This is a genomic window from Nitratireductor sp. B36 (assembly GCF_020833685.1).
Classification (GTDB): Bacteria; Pseudomonadota; Alphaproteobacteria; order Rhizobiales; family Rhizobiaceae; genus Nitratireductor.
The window spans coordinates 130,623-148,600 of record NZ_JACKZY010000005.1 but is presented as its reverse complement, the minus strand read 5'-3'; the positions used below and the strand labels follow the sequence as shown (position 1 = coordinate 148,600).

The 17,978-nt window shown below is 60.3% G+C and carries 14 protein-coding genes; 5 read left to right on the top strand and 9 right to left on the bottom strand.

Annotated elements, in window-relative coordinates; genetic code table 11:
• Positions 1-154: 154 nt before the first annotated feature.
• On the bottom strand, positions 155-3,241 hold the full coding sequence (locus H7H48_RS19270; protein WP_229450766.1) for an efflux RND transporter permease subunit: 3,087 nt from the start codon (positions 3,239-3,241) through the stop codon (positions 155-157).
• Positions 3,238-4,440, bottom strand: a complete 1,203-nt coding sequence (locus H7H48_RS19265) for an efflux RND transporter periplasmic adaptor subunit (protein ID WP_229450765.1) — start codon at positions 4,438-4,440, stop codon at positions 3,238-3,240. Before H7H48_RS19265 ends, H7H48_RS19270 begins: the two co-directional genes overlap by 4 nt.
• A gap of 169 nt (positions 4,441-4,609) precedes the next feature.
• Between H7H48_RS19265 and H7H48_RS19260 the strand changes: the two genes are divergently transcribed.
• Positions 4,610-5,170, top strand: coding sequence for a TetR/AcrR family transcriptional regulator (locus H7H48_RS19260; RefSeq protein ID WP_229450764.1), 561 nt, complete (start codon positions 4,610-4,612; stop codon positions 5,168-5,170).
• A 6-nt stretch (positions 5,171-5,176) separates the two neighbouring features.
• On the opposite strand, the gene H7H48_RS19255 is transcribed toward H7H48_RS19260, so the two are convergent.
• Entirely contained in the window at positions 5,177-6,229 is a 1,053-nt protein-coding gene (locus tag H7H48_RS19255) for a LacI family transcriptional regulator (RefSeq protein ID WP_229450763.1), read from the bottom strand.
• 249 nt (positions 6,230-6,478) lie between these two features.
• Here H7H48_RS19255 and H7H48_RS19250 point away from each other — a divergent pair, with 249 nt between their 5' ends.
• From H7H48_RS19250 to H7H48_RS19235, 4 genes are all read left to right on the top strand, one after another.
• A complete protein-coding gene (locus tag H7H48_RS19250) occupies positions 6,479-7,735 on the top strand; it encodes an ABC transporter substrate-binding protein (protein WP_229450762.1) in 1,257 nt (418 codons plus the stop codon).
• A gap of 225 nt (positions 7,736-7,960) precedes the next feature.
• Entirely contained in the window at positions 7,961-8,839 is an 879-nt protein-coding gene (locus tag H7H48_RS19245; RefSeq protein ID WP_229450761.1) for a carbohydrate ABC transporter permease, read from the top strand.
• Complete coding sequence (locus H7H48_RS19240; protein WP_229450760.1) at positions 8,836-9,714, top strand: carbohydrate ABC transporter permease; 879 nt, start codon at positions 8,836-8,838, stop codon at positions 9,712-9,714. Before H7H48_RS19245 ends, H7H48_RS19240 begins: the two co-directional genes overlap by 4 nt.
• A gap of 4 nt (positions 9,715-9,718) precedes the next feature.
• Entirely contained in the window at positions 9,719-10,834 is a 1,116-nt protein-coding gene (locus tag H7H48_RS19235) for an ABC transporter ATP-binding protein (RefSeq protein WP_229450759.1), read from the top strand.
• Between the two features lie 12 nt (positions 10,835-10,846).
• Here the strand turns inward: H7H48_RS19235 and H7H48_RS19230 are convergent, their stop codons facing one another.
• The 6 genes from H7H48_RS19230 to H7H48_RS19205 form a co-directional block, all read right to left on the bottom strand.
• Positions 10,847-12,859 (bottom strand): S9 family peptidase, encoded by a 2,013-nt coding sequence (locus H7H48_RS19230; protein WP_229450758.1) that lies wholly within the window; start codon positions 12,857-12,859, stop codon positions 10,847-10,849.
• A 334-nt stretch (positions 12,860-13,193) separates the two neighbouring features.
• Positions 13,194-14,015, bottom strand: a complete 822-nt coding sequence (locus H7H48_RS19225) for a carbohydrate ABC transporter permease (protein ID WP_229450757.1) — start codon at positions 14,013-14,015, stop codon at positions 13,194-13,196.
• Complete coding sequence (locus H7H48_RS19220; protein WP_229450756.1) at positions 14,015-14,881, bottom strand: carbohydrate ABC transporter permease; 867 nt, start codon at positions 14,879-14,881, stop codon at positions 14,015-14,017. Before H7H48_RS19220 ends, H7H48_RS19225 begins: the two co-directional genes overlap by 1 nt.
• Positions 14,882-15,053: 172 nt before the next feature.
• On the bottom strand, positions 15,054-16,385 hold the full coding sequence (locus tag H7H48_RS19215; protein WP_229450755.1) for an extracellular solute-binding protein: 1,332 nt from the start codon (positions 16,383-16,385) through the stop codon (positions 15,054-15,056).
• A gap of 14 nt (positions 16,386-16,399) precedes the next feature.
• Positions 16,400-17,269 (bottom strand): ROK family protein, encoded by an 870-nt coding sequence (locus tag H7H48_RS19210; protein WP_229450754.1) that lies wholly within the window; start codon positions 17,267-17,269, stop codon positions 16,400-16,402.
• Entirely contained in the window at positions 17,266-17,949 is a 684-nt protein-coding gene (locus H7H48_RS19205) for a putative N-acetylmannosamine-6-phosphate 2-epimerase (protein WP_229450753.1), read from the bottom strand. Before H7H48_RS19205 ends, H7H48_RS19210 begins: the two co-directional genes overlap by 4 nt.
• Between the last annotated feature and the right edge of the window lie 29 nt (positions 17,950-17,978).

The following is a 17,978-nucleotide window of genomic DNA, read 5'->3' as shown; positions in this document are numbered from 1 at the left end:
GTTCATCCCGAGGGCCACTTTCGTGAAGAATGTGGCGAGAAGAAAAGTTGCTCTGCAGCGTTCCAATCAAATCGGGTTGCCGCAGAAAACAAAAAATGAGCCGGCCGTTTGCCATCAAAAAAAGACCCCGCCGAAGCGGGGCCTGGATTTTCGTTTATTCACCCGCCGGAGCCGGTTGTGCGGCCGATCCCGGGTGATCGTCTTCCTCGGCTTCAAGCTTTTCCTTGGCAATGAAGGTGTAGAACATGGGGACCACGAACAGGGTGAACGAGGTTCCGATGATCAGGCCGGTGAAAATGACGAGCCCCATCGAATAACGCGCCGCGGCACCCGCACCTGCCGCCATGATCAGCGGCACCACACCGAGCGCCATGGCGGCCGTGGTCATGAGGATCGGCCGCAGGCGCACCTTGGCGGACGCGACGATGGCCTCAACGCGTGACAGGCCATGCTCCTCCCGCTGCTGGTTGGCGAACTCCACCATCAGGATGCCGTGTTTGGTGATCAGGCCTATGAGCGTGATCAGTCCGACCTGGGTGTAGATGTTCAGCGTCGACAGTCCCAGATTGAGCGGCAGGATCGCGCCGAAGATCGACAGCGGCACCGTCATCATGATGATGAGCGGATCGCGGAAGCTCTCGAACTGCGCCGCAAGCACCAGATAGATCACCACCACGGCGAGCGTGAAGGCGATCAGGATCGTGTTGCCCTGCTCCACTTCAAGCCGCGACTGGCCGGAATACTCGATGAAGAACCCGTCCGGGATGGTGTTTTTGGCAATGTCCTCGATCACGGCGAGGCCGTCACCGGTTGAAACACCGGGCACCGGCAGGGCCGAGATCGTCGCCGAGTTCAACTGGTTGAACTGCTCGATCGCAGCCGCGGCAACATCGGTCGACACCGTGATCACCGCCGAAAGCGGCACCATTTCGCCCGTGGCGCTGCGTACGAAGAAATCGCCCAGCCTTTCGGGGTTGTCACGATACTCCTGCGGCACCTGCATGATGATGTCGTAGCTGTTTGAATCGCGGTCGAACTGCGCGATCGAACCGCTCCCGACAAGCAGGCTGAGTGTCGTGCCGACATCGGAAACCGGAAGGTTCAACGCCGCGGCCCGGTCACGGTCGACCGTCACCACAACCTGCTGGGCATTGTAGGCAAGCGAGTTCTGCACGACGATGAAGCGGCCTGAGGCCTGCGCCTCTTCCTTGATCTTCTCGGCCACCTCGAACACACGTGCCGAATCGCTTGTCGACTGGATGACGAGCGAGATCGGCAGCCCGCCTCCGGCCCCCGGCAGCGAAGGCGGCGCAAAGACGAGTGCCTCGACGCCGGAGATCTTGGAGAGCCTTGCCTGGATGTCCTGCTGGATCTCCTTTTGCGACCTCTCGCGATCCGCCCAGTCCTTGAAGGCCCAGAGCGCGATGCCCGAATTGGTCTGTCCGCCGAAGCCGACAATGGAGAAGTTGGCTTTCAGTTCAGGCAGATCCTTGGTCAGCTCGCGCATCTGCGTCGTGTAAAGCGAGGTGTAGTCCGAGGTTGCATAGGACGGCGCGGTGATCAGCGAAAACAGCGCACCCTCGTCTTCTTCGGGCGCCAGCTCGCTGGAGGTGTTCATGAACATGAAACCGGTCAGCCCGAGAAGGACCAGAACCACCAGCATCGTGACGGGGCGGTAGTTGAGCGAACCGCTCACCATCCGTTCGTAGAAATTCGCAAGCCTGTCAAAGGTGGTGTCGACAATAACCTGGAACCGGCTGTGATTGCCACGCTTGAGAATGCGCGCTGACATCATGGGGGTGATGGTCAGAGCGACGATGCCGGAAATGACCACCGCACCTGCGAGCGTCATGGCAAACTCGCGGAACAGCGAGCCTGTCAGACCGCCGGTGAACGCCAGAGGCGCGAACACCGCAGCAAGCGTGATCGTCATGGCGACAACCGGGCCGGTGATTTCCTTCATGCCGACAAAGGCCGCGCGGCGCGGCGAGAGGCCTTCCTCGATATGCCGGTGAATGTTCTCCACCACAACGATGGCGTCATCCACCACGAGGCCGATGGCCAGCACCATGGCCAGCAGCGACAGGAGGTTGATCGAGTATCCGAGCGCAAACAGGATGAAGCAGACGCCGATCAGCGAAAGCGGAATCGTCACGATCGGCATCAGCACGGAGCGGAACGAGCCGAGGAACAGGAGGATGATGACGATAACGATCAGCACCGCTTCCATGATGGTCTTGAAGACCTCGTCAATGGACGCACTGATGGATTCCGTCGCGTCGTAAAGAACCTCGATGCTCATGCCTTCAGGCAGGCTTGCCTGGATGGACGGCAGCTCCTCCGTCACGGCACCCGCCATGTCGAGCGGGTTTGCGCCTGGCGTCGGGAAGACGCCGATAAACGTGCCCGGCTGGCCGTTGAAGCTCACCACCATGTCGGTGCTTTCAGCGGCAAGCTCGATATCGGCGACATCGCGCAGGCGCACCACGTCGTCACCTGTCGCCCTCAATGGCAGAGCACCAAAGGCTTCGGGTGTCTGAAGCGTGGATTCCATCGAGATCGCGTAGGCGACATATTCGTTTTCGGTCTTGCCGGGCGCGGCAAGGAAATTCGATGCCTTGATGCCGGCTAACACCTCGGCCGCGGTAAGCTGGCGCGCCGCCAGCCGAACCGGATCGATCCAAACACGCATTGAATAATTCGCCGCACCGATGATCTGCACCTCGGCAACGCCGGGGATGGTCGACATGCGTGGGCGAATGACGCGTTCGATGTATTCGGTGAGCTGTTCGCTCGACATGTTGGGGTTCTGCATCGCCAGATACATGGTGGCGAACTGCATGCCCGTGCCCTTGACGATGGTCGGGTCCTTGGCGTCTGCAGGCAGTTCACTGCGCACCTGCTGCACCTTGGACATGACCTCCGTCAGCGCGACGTCCGGATCGGAGCCAAGCCGCATCTGCACGCTGACCGTGCTGGCCGAAGGGCGGCTTTGCGACGTGACGTAGTCCACGTTTTCCGTGGTCGCCACGGCGCGGGCAATGGGGGCCGTGATAAAACCCTGGATCAGGTCAGCGCTGGCGCCGGGATAGATTGTGGTGACGGTAATCACCGTCTCCTCGACCTCCGGATACTGACGAACCTGCAGGTTGAACAGTCCCTGGAAGCCAAGCAGCAGGATCAGCAGTCCGAGGACGGTCGAGAGGACCGGCCTGCGGATGAAGATATCGGAAAAACTCATTGGGCTGCCGCCTCTTCCGTCTTGGGATCGTCGCCTGCCGGTTCCTGATCGGGCTCGGATGCCGTTGCGCCGTCGGACGTGGGTGACTTCGGCGAACCCGGGTTGATCGTGTTGTCGATCGCAACCGGCGTGCCGTTCGAAAGACGGTTCTGTCCGGCCGTCACGACGATGCCGCCAGGTTCGATGCCCGAACGGATCTCCACCTGGTTCCCGGAACGGCGGCCCACCTGGACGAATACCTGGCGTGCTTCCAGTTTCTCCTGACCGTCTTCGCTTTGCTCAGCCTTTTCAGGCTTGCGTGCGGCAAACACATAGTCACCATACAGGCTGGTGACGACGGCTGTCTGCGGCAGCGAAATGATGCCTTCCTCTTCCGGAAGGATGACCTTCACCTGAACGAACTGGCCGGGGGTGAGCTTGCCAGAGGTGTTGTCGATGCGCGCGCGCACCGAGACAAGGCGGCTCGACGGGTCGACCTTCGGATCGATACCGGTGATCTCGCCTTCAAACTCTTCACTGTCATTGTTGAGCGAGAGGCGCACGGGCTGGCCGATCTCCAGATTGCCGAGCTGCTGCTCGGGAACGGTGAAGTCGGCGCGCATCGTTTCGATGTCCTGCAGCGTGGCGACGATGGTGCCGGGGGAAAGATACTGGCCTTTGTCGACGCGCGGAATACCAATCGTCCCCGAGAAGGGCGCGCGCAACTGCCGCTGCTGCAACACGGCTTCTGCCTTTTGCACCTGAGCTGCGGATGCCTGTGCTGCCGCTTCCGCATTGTCGAGCGACACGCCCGAGCTCACACCGCGGTTGCGCAGCTCACGGGCGCGATCGAGCGCCTGCTGATCCAGAGCCGCCTGCGTGCGCGAAGCGCTCAGATCGGCCTGCTGGATATTGTCCTCAAGCTGGAGAAGAACATCGCCGGCATTGACCTGCTGGTTCGCCTCGAAACGGATGTCGGTGACGATGCCGGTGGTCTCGACTGTCAGATCCACGCCCTGGTTTGCGTTGACCGTGCCGATGGCCTCGATCGTTGGCGTCCACTTTCCCTCTTCAGCCTCCACGGTCGAGACCGTGACTGTGGGAACGGGCATGTTGGCGAAAAACTGCTGGATCGCCTGATCGCGGAACATGTTGAAGCCGATTATGCCGCCCGCGACAATTGCGAGCAGGACAATGGCGATGAGAAGACGCTTGATCATGTCGTCGGACCCCGGAGGCGTTCGTAATAATATCGATTAACTTACATAAGAGTGGCGCAGATAGCGACGCCGTTTGCCGTGGGCAAGAGCGGATCGCGAACTTGGCTTGCCAAATGTCGGCGCTTTACTGTACCGTCTGGACGGTATTGTCAAGCTTCAGGATGTCAGGATGGTGAGACCGAGTTCCGGCGCACGGGAGAAAATTCTCGATGCGGCCGCAGAGATCGTGCGTGAGGCGGGCGCTGCCAGCATGTCGCTGGATGCGGTCGCTGCGCGCGCCGGGGTCTCAAAAGGGGGGCTTCTTTATCACTTCTCCAGCAAGGCAAAGCTGTTTGAGGCGCTCGTCGAGGGCTTCATCGGGGAGGAGTACGAGAAGTTTGAGCAACGCAAACAAGCGCATGAGAAGAGCCCCAACGGCATTGTGCAAGCCTATATCGACCTGTTTGTCGAGGAGCGAAAAAAGTGCCAGCCGCCGCCTTCGGGCCTGCTGGCTGCCCTGGCCGAGAATCCGGATTTCCTGAAGCCGGTGCAGACATATGAGCGCCAGGTTCTCGACCAGATGAAGGCCAGCGCAAGCGACCCGTCCCTTGCCGTTATCGCTCTTCTGGTGGTGCATGGCGTGCGTGCGATGGAGCTGCTTTCCATCAATGTGGTCAACGACCAGGAGGTCGCCGATATGCTAAGCGCTTTCCGCGGCCTTCTGGAAGCCGGCGCCTTGCGGAGCTCGTGAGCTGACTTACGCCGACTGCCGTGCGCCGATGGCCGTCCGGGTTCCCTGGCCGCGATCGGTGAAGCGCGGCACCGGCTCTTGCAGAAACTGCAGCGCAGACGGCCTTTCGCCGGCTATCCGGCGGATAAGCAGTTTTCCAAGTGTCTCACCGGCTTGCGAGATGTCCTCGTAGACCGCGTCGATCCGCGGGCGGACTTCGTCGTAAAGCAGCGAGGTCTGCTTGACGACCAGGTCGAAGTCACTGCCCACGGTCAGGCCTTGATCGCTCAGAGCGGCCATGAGCGAAAGCGCCGAAACTTCACCGGCACACACCATGCCGTCCGGCGGATCCGGCTGCCTCAGCCGCCAGGTAAGCCACGCATATAAGTCGGCTGCGTCGCTGTCGAGATTGATATCTCCCGGCAATTCCGATGCGACGCCGGCCCTCTCCACCGCCTCCTGAAATCCGTCGCGCAGATGACGACGAAACATGAACCGGTCTGGCGGGAGGATCAGCGCCAGCCGCCGCCGCCCCTTTGAAACAAGGCGCTCCACCGCCATCCGTGCAAAAGCCGCATTGTCATAGTCGACAAAGGCATGCTCGATGCCGAGATCCGTGCGGCCATGAGACACGAAGGGAAAATCGTTTTCCATCAGCAGCTTGACGCGCGGGTCCTTGGGTTCGGTTCTCGAGAAGACGACGCCGTCGGCCATGCGGTTGCGCAGGATGTATTCGATCGGGTCGAGCGTTGGAGCCTCGGCGAAATGCGGTGTGATCACCAGATGGTATTGCGTGTCACGCAGGGCGCGCGTCAGGCCGCTGATCATCGAGGTACTGAAGCCCAGCAATTCGTCATGCGGATCGAGCACGAAACTGATGACATTGGTACGCCCCGTGCGCAGGTGCCGCGCCGCGCGATCGGGCTGGTAGCCGATCTCGCGCGCGACCCGCTGGACGCGCTGCCGCGTTTCCAGCGCGATCTGCGGTGCATCGAGCAATGCGCGCGAAACGGTGGTGACGGCAAGGCCGGTCATCTCTGCAATTGTCCGCAATGTGGGGCGGTCCGATCGGCGCGCCATGTCATCTCCTCCCGGTTGCCTGTGCACGGCTCTGGATGGCGCCGGATTCGCCAAAAACCGCAATTTCAATCGATATAAATTTATGTTTACAGGCAGAAAAGCTGAAAAACGAGAAAAAATTCCCCTTGGTTTTCAATGTTTTATCTCCTCCCTTCAATCAGACAAGAATCTGATTGACCTCCATGGGATTTATAACGTTATAAATAGATAGATCGCAAAGGAGCAAGCGATCCCATTGGGAGGATTATCATGACCATTCGCAAATTCGCCGCGCTTGCGGCGGGAACAGCCCTTCTTACCCTCGCTGCCGGCAGCAATGCCATGGCAGAAGATAGCGTTGAAGTGTTGCATTGGTGGACCTCGGGTGGCGAGGCCGCCGCGCTCAACGTTCTCAAGGAAGATCTGGAATCCAAGGGCGTCACATGGCAGGACATGCCGGTCGCCGGTGGCGGCGGTGAGGCTGCCATGACGGCGCTGCGCGCCCGCGTCACCGCAGGCAATGCGCCGACCGCCGTGCAGATGCTCGGCTTCGACATCATCGACTGGGCCGAGCAGGGCGTCGTCGCGAACCTGAACGATGTGGCCGAGGAAGAAGGCTGGGCCGACGTTGTGCCGGCGGCCCTCCAGAACTTCTCCAAATATGATGGCAACTGGATTGCCTCGCCGGTGAATGTCCACTCCACCAACTGGGTGTGGATCAACAAGGCCGCGCTCGATGCCGCCGGCGGCAAGGCGCCTGAAAGCTGGGAAGAGCTCGTCGCCGTTCTGGACAAGATGAAGGAAAACGGCATCACCCCGCTCGCCCATGGCGGCCAGCCCTGGCAGGATGCCACGGTGTTCGAGGCCGTCGTTCTCTCGCTCGGCAATGATTTCTACAAGGCCGCACTCAACGATCTCGACCCCGAGGCGCTCGGCTCCGACAAGATGAAGGAAGCCTTCGACCGCATGGCGAAGCTGCGCACCTATGTCGACGACAATTTCTCCGGCCGTGACTGGAACCTGGCCTCGGCCATGGTCATCGAGGGCACCGGCGGCATGCAGATGATGGGCGATTGGGCCAAGGGCGAGTTCCTCAAGGCAGGCAAGAAGCCGGGCGAGGATTTCGTCTGCATCCGCTTCCCCGGGACGCAGGGTTCTGTGACCTTCAATTCCGACCAGTTCGTCATGTTCCAGGTCGGCGAAGACAAGCAGAAGGCTCAGAAAATGATGGCTTCCGCCGTCATGAACCCGGAATTCCAGTCGGCCTTCAACGTGGTCAAGGGTTCGGTGCCTGCCCGTACCGACGTGCCGAACGACGCGTTTGACGATTGCGGCAAGAAGGGCATGGCCGATCTGGCCGAAGCCAATTCGAGCGGCTCGCTCTTCGGCTCCATGGCTCATGGCCATGGCGCACCGGCTGCCGTGAAGAACGCGGTGAACGATGTGGTCACGCAGCACTTCAACGGTGAGCTGACCTCGGAAGAAGCCGTCGAAGAGCTGAAGAACGCCGTCGCTGCGGCGCAGTAAGGGCGGCAGCGTCAGGGGCTCAGAGAAGCGAGGGGCTCAACGCCCCTCCGGTCTAAAGCCCATCTCCCCTCCACAGAGGAGATGGGCTGACATAGCCGCCGGGCCTCTTGCCAGCCGATGGGTCACCGAAACCGGCCCCACCGCGTGCTCTCCCCCTTGAGGGGGAGATGCCTGGCAAGGCAGAGGGGATACCCCACGCCACACCGTTAAAAACGGAAAACCAGAATGAACCGCAATCGCCTGCAGGAGATCATACCGCGCCTGGTGCTCAGCCCGAGCATGGCGCTGATCCTGATCTTCGTCTACGCCTTCATCCTCTACACGTTCTACCTGTCGATGACGGATTCGCGCATGCTGCCGTCCTACGGGTTTGTCGGGTTCGAGAATTACGCCAAACTGTGGGATCTGCGTCACTGGTGGCGGGCGCTCACCAATCTGGCGATCTTCGGTTCGCTCTACATCATCATCTGTTCCGTACTGGGGCTCTTTCTGGCGATCCTGCTCGACCAGAAGATCCGTGGCGAAGGCTTTCTGCGGCCCATCTATCTCTATCCGATGGCGCTCTCCTTCATCGTCACGGGCACGGCGTGGAAATGGTTTCTCGATCCCGGCATCGGGCTTGAAAACACCATGCATCAATGGGGCTGGGCAAGCTTCGAATTTGCCTGGATCAAGGACCGCACGCTGGCGATCTACACGGTGGTCATCGCCGCCGTCTGGCAGTCGTCCGGCTTTGTCATGGCCATGTTTCTTGCGGGCCTTCGCGGCGTCGACAGCGAGATCATCAAGGCTGCGCAGATGGATGGCGCGTCCAATGTCACCATCTATCGCCGCATCATCATTCCCATGATGCGCCCGGTCTTCCTGTCCGCCTTCGTGGTGCTCGCGCATCTGGCCATCAAGTCCTATGACCTCGTCATCGCGCTCACCGGCGGCGGCCCCGGTCAGGCCACCGAACTGCCGGCCACCTTCATGTATTCCTACACCTTTACCCGAAACCAGATGGGCATTGGCGCGTCGTCGGCCATCATCATGCTGGTGATGATCTTCTCGATCATCATTCCCTATCTCTATTCCGAACTGAAACCGGGGAGGCAGAGATGAGCGCTGAAAAAACCGCTGGCGTCAGCGGCAACAAGCTTGCCCGCGCCGCAATCTATTCCGTCCTCATCGTCTTTGCGGTCTACTATCTCCTGCCGCTCTACGTGATGCTGGTCAATTCGGTGAAACCGCTCGAAGAAATCCGCCAGGGCAACATGCTCGCCCTGCCCGATGTCTTCACCTTCGAGCCATGGACCAAGGCATGGTCGAGCGCGCAGGTGGGCGTGCAGCCAACGGGTCTGAAGCCCTATTTCTTCAACTCCATCCTCATGGTGGTGCCCGCCGTGGCCATCTCCACCATTCTGGGCGCGCTCAATGGTTACGTGCTCACCAAATGGCGCTTCCGGGGCGATGACATCGTCTTCGGGCTCATTCTTCTGTCCTGCTTCATCCCCTTCCAGATCGCGCTCATTCCTGCCGCACGTATTCTGGGCATGCTGGGCATTGCCGGCACGACACAGGGGCTGGTTCTGATCCACGTGGTCTATGGCCTCGGCTTCACCACGCTGTTCTTCCGCAATTATTACGCCGCCTTCCCCACGGAGCTGATCCGCGCGGCGCAGATCGACGGCGCGGGCTTCTTCCAGATTTTCAGGCGCATTCTCCTGCCCTCCTCCGCCCCCATCATCGTGGTCACGGTTATCTGGCAGTTCACCAATATCTGGAACGACTTCCTGTTCGGCGTTTCCTTCGGCGACTTCGATTCCCAGCCCATGACGGTTGCGCTCAACAATCTCGTGTCCTCGTCGGGCGGCGTGAAGGAATACAATGTCCATTTCGCCGGCGCGATCCTCGCCGCCCTGCCCACCCTGATCGTCTACATCGTCTCCGGACGCTATTTCGTGCGCGGCCTCATGGCCGGCGCCGTCAAAGGATAAGCCCATGGCCTTTCTCAAGATCGACAATCTCAGAAAATCCTTCGGCAAGGTGGATGTGCTGAAGGGCATCGACCTCGAAATCGAAGAGGGCGGCTTCCTGGTGCTCGTCGGCCCGTCCGGCTGCGGCAAGTCCACCCTGCTCAACACCATTGCCGGGCTTGAAGCCATCACCAGCGGCGAGATCAGCATCAATGGCAAGGTGGTCAACGATCTCCACCCCTCGCAGCGCGACATCGCCATGGTGTTCCAGTCCTATGCGCTTTATCCAAACATGACCGTGGCCGAGAACATCGGCTTCGGCATGGAAATCCGCGGCATTCCAAAAGCGGAGCGCGACGCGGCGATTGCCAGGGTTGCCGAAACGCTGCAGATCGGCGCGCTGCTCGACCGCAAGCCGAGCCAGCTTTCCGGTGGTCAGCGCCAGCGTGTCGCCATGGGCCGGGCGCTCGTGCGCGATCCGATGGTGTTCCTGTTCGACGAGCCGCTCTCCAATCTCGATGCCAAGCTGCGTGTCGACATGCGCACCGAGATCAAGCGCCTGCACCAGCGCATGGGCACCACCATCGTCTATGTCACGCATGACCAGATCGAGGCGATGACACTGGCCACCAAGATCGCGGTCCTGAAGGACGGCGTTCTCCAGCAGTTCGGCACCCCGGCCGAGATCTACAACCGGCCCAACAATCTTTTTGTGGCCGATTTCATGGGCTCGCCTTCCATGAACCTCATTCCGGCAAAGGTGAAAGCCGATGGCAGCGATGTCGCCATCGTCATGGAGCGCGAGGATGGCGCACCCCTGACCCTGCCCATGGCTGAGGCCAATGGCGCGCTTGCAGGCCGCGATGGCAAGGAGGTGGTGTTCGGCATCCGCCCTGAAGCGCTGACAGACCCCGACAGCGCCGACCGCAATGCCAGCCGCATCAGCGAACTCGACTGCGAGATCGAGGTGATCGAACCTGCCGGTTCCGACACATTCGCGGTCACCCGGCTCGGCGGGCGTGAGATCGTCGCCCGCCTGCGCGCCGATGCGCCCATCTCCGCCGGCCAGACCGCCCGCCTCGCCTTCAATCTCGACAAGGCGGTGCTGTTCGACCCGCAGACGCAAGAGCGCATCGGGTAATCTGAGCGCCGGTCAGTTAAACCAGCCGGGGAACCGGGTTGGCGAGGCGGGTTTCTCCACGTCGCCTCCCAGTTGTTCGGCCAGGAAGGACTCGATCGCCCTCGCCCGCTTCAACAGCGCTTCAGGATCTATCACGCTGTGGGCTTCGTCCTCATGGTAGAGTGCCTGCACGGACTTCCCTGCCTGTTTCAAAGCGCGCTCGAACGCTTCGCTCTGCTCGAAGCCAACCACCGTATCCCTCTTTCCTGCCATCAGAAGGATCGCGCCTTCGGTGCGACTGGCCTGTGTCAGGGGGGAACGGCGCCACATCTCCTCCAGTTCGGCTTCATCGTCCGGATTGCCGAAATATCGTTCCAGTTCATCTCTTCCGAGAGCCCAGGAAAACGGATTGTTCTGCATTTGGTATCGCAGATCCAGGACGGCGGATTCCACGATAGCCGCCTTGAACAGACCTGGATCGCGGGTCATTGCGAGCGCGGCCGAGTAACCGCCATAGCTTCCTCCCATTACGGCCATGCGGTTCGGGTCGGCTGTTCCATTTTCTACCAGCCACTTCGCTGCATCGACAATATCGTCTTGCATGGCTCGGCCGGCCTCTCCGTAGCCAGCAGCCCGAAATGCTTTGCCATATCCGGTGGAACCGCGAAAGTTGACCTGTAGAACGGCGTAACCGCGGTTGGCGAGCATCTGGACGTCCGCGTCGAAACCATAGCGGTAATGGCTCGCTGGCCCCCCATGTATCATGACAACGGCGGGGAGTTTCTCGGGAGGACGGTTTTTGGGTAGCGTGAGGAAGGCAGGTAGCTTTAGACCATCCCTTGCGTGGATCGTTTTCGGGATCATCGGCGAGAGGTAGCGAGCCCATTTTTTCAACGGTGTTGAACCCAGCTCCTCTTTCGTTCCGCTCTGCACATCAAGCAGAAAGAAAGTAAGTGCCTCCGCGCTGTTTTGCTCTGCGATGGTGAGAATACGCCCGTCGGCAGATTGGCCTATCACACCTCCACCCGGTTGACGCTCGCGCGTATCAACCAGATTCTTGAGCCGATTGCCTTCCGGGGTCAGCGGTTCGATAAACGGATATCCATTCTTTGGGTAGGTCACCAGATCGGGGAGATTTTTCGACTTATTGAGGAAAAAGGCGGAAACAATGTCCACGTCCTCGTCCCGCGCAATGACCTCTTCGAGGCCATCCGCAAGGTTCACCCTGACAAGAGCGATCGTATCCCTTCCGCGATTGGACAGAGCGTATAGTTCCGTGTCGATGTTCTGAGGGCGCAGAATCTCGAAGTCATCTCGCTTTTCGATGTCGAGAACAGGCTTCCATTCTTCCTCGTTGGGTCTGCGATGCAGAACCCTTCTGTTTCCGTTCGGAAGCTCGTCCAGACGCACGACAGGGTTCAGATCGGCGTTGAACCACCATCCAAATGTGTTGCCTTCGTTTTCCTCAAGCAGTGTCTTGCCACTGCCATCGGTACGCAGCGTGTAAAGGTCGGAAAAGGCGGGGTTTCGATCGGTTGATGAGACAACGAGCTCGCCGGAGGCATCCTTTGGCCAGCGCAAGATACTCGCGTTCAAAAATCCTCGGGGGGTTACATCGATCCACTTCTCGAGGCGCGTTGTTTCGGCTGGGATCTGCCAAAGTCTTCCGTTCTTGTTCACCACCAGAGCATTGAGAAAGGGATGCCAGTTGAAATCACTGATTTCTGAGGCATCGATTTCCTCATAGGAGCTTTTCTCAGAGCGTCGACGAAGGCGTATTGTTTTTTTTGCCCCTTCCTCCATGAAAGACGCAATGATTGACCCATCGAAAGATGGGATGAAGCCTCTTTCCGATGTCTCAGAGGCTTGGTACAGAGCCGAGAGGGGGATATATGACCTTTCCTCTTCAGTATATAGAAGCGAATTTTTTCCGACGAAAAAGAAATATGACAGAATCGAAAACGTAATTATAAGCAGTGAAATTATATAAAAGTATCTTTTCATATATTTGATGCCAATATCAGATTCAGAAAACCGAAACGGCAATAACCAAACATACTATATTCGGTCAATTGGCATGGCATTTAATTTTAAATAATAGTTTTGACGATATTTAATAATAAAATGCATTATATAAAATAATATTTATTTTGTAATTCCCAATTCTCTGAAGATGCGGGATACTATCGGAAATACGCCTTACTTTGCATCGAGTGAAAAATGGCTTTGCCCGGCGCTTGGCCTTTGTCCGAACTCTCTTGGCGTATGGCAGATGAGAGAGTGTGAACGTTCTTGGGGAATGCAAATCCGCTCACGGCCCGCGCACGGCTAAGCCGATGTTCTTGTCGCCACAATCGGGCTGAAAAATTGGAGCATGACTCTACCCCTTCACCGCCCCGGCCATCATCGTGCCGCTGATCTTGCGATACATGAGAAGCCCCAGCAGCATGGGCGGCAGCGCGCCCACCATCATCACCGCCGCTGCCACGCCCCATTGAACGCCGCCGCCCGACGCCGCGAAAAAGAACGACGCGCCGACCGTCACCGGAACCGCCTTCGAGGTGGTCAGCATCAGGCCGAACAGGAACTCGTTCCATGCGGTGATGAAGCCGAAGATCATGCTCGTCACAAGGGCCGGCCGGCACACGGGGCCGACGATCTTGAACAGAATGCCCGTGCGGCTCACCCCGTCGATCATCGCCGCCTCGTCCAGTTCGAACGGCACGTCCGAAATGGCGTTGACGAGGATGATCAGCACCAGCGGAATGTTGACGATGGTCATCACCAGCCCAAGGCCGAAGCGCGTGTCGAGCAGGCCCATGAACTGGAACATCATGTAGATGGGAATGGCGAAGATGACGAGCGGCACCGCCCGCAGATTCACGATCAGCGGCAGGAGCGTCTTTTCACCAAACCGCCCGCGCACGATCGCATAGGCCGCCGGCAGCGCCAGCGCCACGGCCAGAAGCGTGCCCATGGCCGCCACGGCAAAGCTGTTGGCAAGGTATAGGAAAATATTCAGGCGGTCGGAAACCGTCAGCACCGTCGCATAGTTTTCCAGCGTCGGCGCGTTGATCCAGAGCCCCGGATTGGTCGAAATCTCGCGCGCGCTCTTGAACGAGGTCACAAGCGTGACAATGAGCGGAAAGTTCATCGCAAAGGCGGCAAGGGCAAACACGGCCCAGCGGATCGCGTTGAGCATCATCGTCTCCTGCGCCTTGCAAGGCGGTTCAGGCCGTAAAGCACGGCAAACGACGCGGCAAAGAGGATCACCGATGCCGCCACCGCCTTGCCGATGGCCGCCTGCTTGAAGAAGGCTTCATAGATGTAGATCGAGAGCGAGGTGGTGGAGCCGCCTGCCCCGCTTCCGGCCAGCACATAGACATTGTCGAACACGCGAAACCCGTCGATGAAACGGATCAGAAGCGCCGCCGCCAGCGTCGGCAGCATCAAGGGCAGTTCGATGCGCCAGAACCGGGCAAGGCCCGTCGCGCCGTCGATCGAAGCCGCCTCCCTTAGCTCCTCCGGGATCGCCTGATAGGCCATGTGAAAAAGCAGGAACGCAAACGGCGTCCATTGCAGCGTCTCGACCACAATCAGCGTCCAGAAGGCCGAGTTCGGTCCCAGAAACGCCGGGCTGTTGCCGAACCACGCCCACAGATAATGCGGCACCGGTCCGGCGAATTCATGCAACACAAGCCTATACATCAGCCCCATCAGCGCCGGCGCCACCATCAGCGGCAGCATCAAAATGGCAATCGGCCAGCTACGGTCCTTGAAGAGCGGCGCGAGGAAAACCGCAAGCCCGAGCCCGATCAGGCATTCGAGAATGGCCGTCAGAAGACCGAAGCGAAGCGAAAACCAGTTGGCCCGCCAGAAACCGCTGTCGGTCAGCACTGCGGCAAAATTGCCGAAACCGGAAATCTCGGGGCTGCGCAACGTCTCGAAGCTGATGTCGGAGACGGAGTAGATCAGGTTCACGATGGCCGGAAAGCCGAGACACACCAGCAGAAACATCATCAGCGGTGTGGCAAGCAGCGTCCATTCGAGGCGATGGGTCGTTTCCATTGGGTTTCTTGGTCTGGTTTCCGGATCGGTTTAGCGGTTGGCACCCGCCCCTCATCCGCCTGCCGGCACCTTCTCCCCGCTCACGGGAAGAAGGAAGAAGCGGCGACGTCTATGTCCCCTTCTCCCCGCTAGCGGGGAGAAGGTGAGGATGAGGGGCCAGCACCAGCCAGTGTTACTTCAGGAGATCCGCCATGCCCTTCTCGACATTGGCCAACGCCGTGTCGAGATCCTGCTGGCCCGACCAGTAACCGGTGAACTCCTTCGCCTGCAATTCGTAGATCGCAAGCGCATTGGCCGAAGCCCCGCCATTCATGACATAGCCATAGGCCCCGGCATATTCGCCAAGCTGCACGAGATCGGGTCGCTCTTCCGCAACCGCCGAAACCGCGTCCGCCGAAAGCGCCGGCGCTCCGCCCGCGCGCGCATAGATCAGGGCCGCCTCCTCCGTCGAGAGCCATTTCAGAAAAGCCTTCGCGCCTTCCTTGTTTTCGGCACTCTTGTTGAGGCCAAGCCCCAGGCCATGGATATGCGTGGCGCGCGCCTCAGGGCCCGCTGGCGGCGCAATCGTCGCCGTCACCTCGCCCACGGCGGGCGATTTCTCCGCATTGGTCAGGTCGGCTGCCGCCGCATTCCACTGCACCATGGCCGCCACCTGGCCCGCCGCATAGGCGGCATTCGCCTCGGCAAATTCGTAGGAAAGGGAATCGCGCGGCGTCGCACCGGCATCATAGAGCTTCTTGTAGAGCTCCAGCCCTTTGCGGAAGGCCTCCGAGTCGACCGTGATCTTGCCATCGGCATCCATCCAGTCGCCGCCATAAGAGCGCGCGGTGGACTGCCACACCATGATGTTGAAGAGCAGGTTCTTCATCTGCAGCACCGTGCCATAGCGCGTCGGGCTGTCGGGGTTCACCGCCTTGGTGAAATAGAGCGCGGTCGCGGCATAGTCGTCCCAGGTCCATTCGTCCGGGTTCTTCGGCTCCATCGCCGTGCCCAGATGCTCCTCGCTGATGTCCGCATAGCGCGCCCTGGCGTCGTCATCGCTCATCAGCGCGTCGATCAGGTCCTTGCGGTAATACATGAAATGCAGCGAAAGGTCGGTCGGCACGCCATACTGTTTGCCGTCGAACTGCATGGTTGAAAGCACCGCATCGCCATAAAGCGCCTGCGCCTCGTCCGAAAGCTCCACCGGCTCCATGAAGGGCGCGTAGCGGCCGATGGAATAGGTGGCGAGCAGGTTCAGGTCGAACGCGTCCGAGCCTGCGGCAAGGTCCGCCTGCAACTTGTCCCAGAAGCCGTCGCGGTTGAAGAACAGAAGCTCGACCTTGTTCTCCTCGCTCACATCATCCTTGGCGTTATAGGCGTCAGCGGCAGCCCGCAGCGCCGTTTCTTCCGGGCCGCCCGGCCAGCCGAGCACGGTCACTTCCGCATTGGCCGCACCGGCATAAAGGCCGGCGGCAAAAACGCTGCCCAGAAGGGCGGCTGCAAATCGTGCAACAGGTTTCATGGTCATTCTCCCATTTATTGGTTTGTCTGGTTTTGGGTCTTGGTTTCACGTGCCAGGTCGGCGATCCCCACCACGCCGGCCTTGTCGCCGAGCCTCGCCGGCACAAGCCGGGGCCTCAGCCTTTCGGGCACATCGTCAAGATGCGCCTCGATGCGCGCCCGGTAGCCCGGCGCCAGCCCGATGCCACCGCCGATCACAATGCGCGCCGGGTCGAAGGTCAGTTTTATGTTGCGGCACAGAATGGCCGTCCGCCGCGCCGAAAGATCGAGAATGGCATCGGCCCAGCACTCGCCCTTCTCCGCTGCCGCAAAAACCTCGCGCGCACTCGAGCCCGGCTGATGCACTGCCGCCTCGGCGGCGATGAAATTGCCCGAGACGTGATCCTCAAGCGCGCCGTCGAAATCCTGCCCCTGCGTCAAGCCGAAATGGCCGGCGAGCCCCGCCCGCAATTTGCCATCCAGAACCACACCGCCACCAATGCCGGTAGAGATCGTCAGGAAAACCAGATCCCCCTCACCGTCACCATATCGATATTCGCCCCATGCGGCGGCCTGCGCATCATTGGCGGCGATGGCCGGCTTTTCTGAAAGACCCATCACCGTCTGCAACAGCGGAAACCGCTCTGGAATGTCGAGTGTCCTGCGGTTGAGAGGCGACCACAGCCCGTCATCGACAATGCCCGTCACCGCCACGCCAACACTCTCGTAGGTTCCCTGCCAGTGCGCGATTCTGGCAAACAGCGCTTCCAGCCATTCGGCCGGGCCGCCGTCTCCTTTCGGGGTCGGCATGGTCAGGCTGTCGGCAACGGTCTCGCCGCGCACCAGGGCAGCGAGCATTTTCGTCCCTCCGATATCGAGCGCCAGAACCGTTTTCTCCCCGCTCATGCGTGCGCTCCCACCACCTCATCCATCTCTTCACGAAACCAGGAGGTGATGTGCTCAGGCCGCGTGATCGCCGAACCGACCACCACCAGCCGCGCGCCGGCCTGGAGCGCGGCGCTCGCATGGTGCGGTTGGCGGATGCAGCCTTCAGCGACCACATAGGGGGTCAGCGCGCGCATGGCGCTTATCAGGTCGAGATCGGGTTCTGTCGGCTCCGGCCCGCCCGTATAGCCCGAAAGCGTGGAGCCCACCATCTCGGCACCTTCATCCAGCGCCTGCCGCGCATCGGAAATGACGGAACAGTCGGCCATGGCGAGCTTTCCCGCCGCGTGAATGCGGCTCACGAGCTCATTCGTTGGCACCGGCCGCGCGCGCTGTGTCGCGTCATAGGCGATGACATCCGCCCCCGCCGCCGCCAGCGCCTCCACATCCTCGATCCACGGCGTGATCCGCACAGGGGAGGCGTCGAGGTCCCGTTTCACGAGCCCGATGATCGGCGCGTCGGTCGCCGCCCGCACGGCCTTCACATAGTCTGCAGATTCAATCCGCAATCCCTGCGCGCCGCCGGCAAGGGCGGCCAGCGCGAACGCGACGACGATCGGCGCCGTGTCCATCGGCCCACCGGTCACCGGCTGACAGGAGACGATCAGGCCGTTCTCAAGCGATTGAATGCTGTCTGTCACGCTTGTTCCCCCGTTTGAAGAGGGCATCA

Bases quoted from the DNA above. Each gene is read 5' to 3' on its own strand.
- H7H48_RS19270 (WP_229450766.1), bottom strand. From the start codon at position 3,241: ATGAGTTTTTCCGATATCTTCATCCGCAGGCCGGTCCTCTCGACCGTC.
- H7H48_RS19265 (WP_229450765.1), bottom strand. From the start codon at position 4,440: ATGATCAAGCGTCTTCTCATCGCCATTGTCCTGCTCGCAATTGTCGCG.
- H7H48_RS19260 (WP_229450764.1), top strand. From the start codon at position 4,610: ATGGTGAGACCGAGTTCCGGCGCACGGGAGAAAATTCTCGATGCGGCC.
- H7H48_RS19255 (WP_229450763.1), bottom strand. From the start codon at position 6,229: ATGGCGCGCCGATCGGACCGCCCCACATTGCGGACAATTGCAGAGATG.
- H7H48_RS19250 (WP_229450762.1), top strand. From the start codon at position 6,479: ATGACCATTCGCAAATTCGCCGCGCTTGCGGCGGGAACAGCCCTTCTT.
- H7H48_RS19245 (WP_229450761.1), top strand. From the start codon at position 7,961: ATGAACCGCAATCGCCTGCAGGAGATCATACCGCGCCTGGTGCTCAGC.
- H7H48_RS19240 (WP_229450760.1), top strand. From the start codon at position 8,836: ATGAGCGCTGAAAAAACCGCTGGCGTCAGCGGCAACAAGCTTGCCCGC.
- H7H48_RS19235 (WP_229450759.1), top strand. From the start codon at position 9,719: ATGGCCTTTCTCAAGATCGACAATCTCAGAAAATCCTTCGGCAAGGTG.
- H7H48_RS19225 (WP_229450757.1), bottom strand. From the start codon at position 14,015: ATGCTCAACGCGATCCGCTGGGCCGTGTTTGCCCTTGCCGCCTTTGCG.
- H7H48_RS19220 (WP_229450756.1), bottom strand. From the start codon at position 14,881: ATGGAAACGACCCATCGCCTCGAATGGACGCTGCTTGCCACACCGCTG.
- H7H48_RS19215 (WP_229450755.1), bottom strand. From the start codon at position 16,385: ATGAAACCTGTTGCACGATTTGCAGCCGCCCTTCTGGGCAGCGTTTTT.
- H7H48_RS19210 (WP_229450754.1), bottom strand. From the start codon at position 17,269: ATGAGCGGGGAGAAAACGGTTCTGGCGCTCGATATCGGAGGGACGAAA.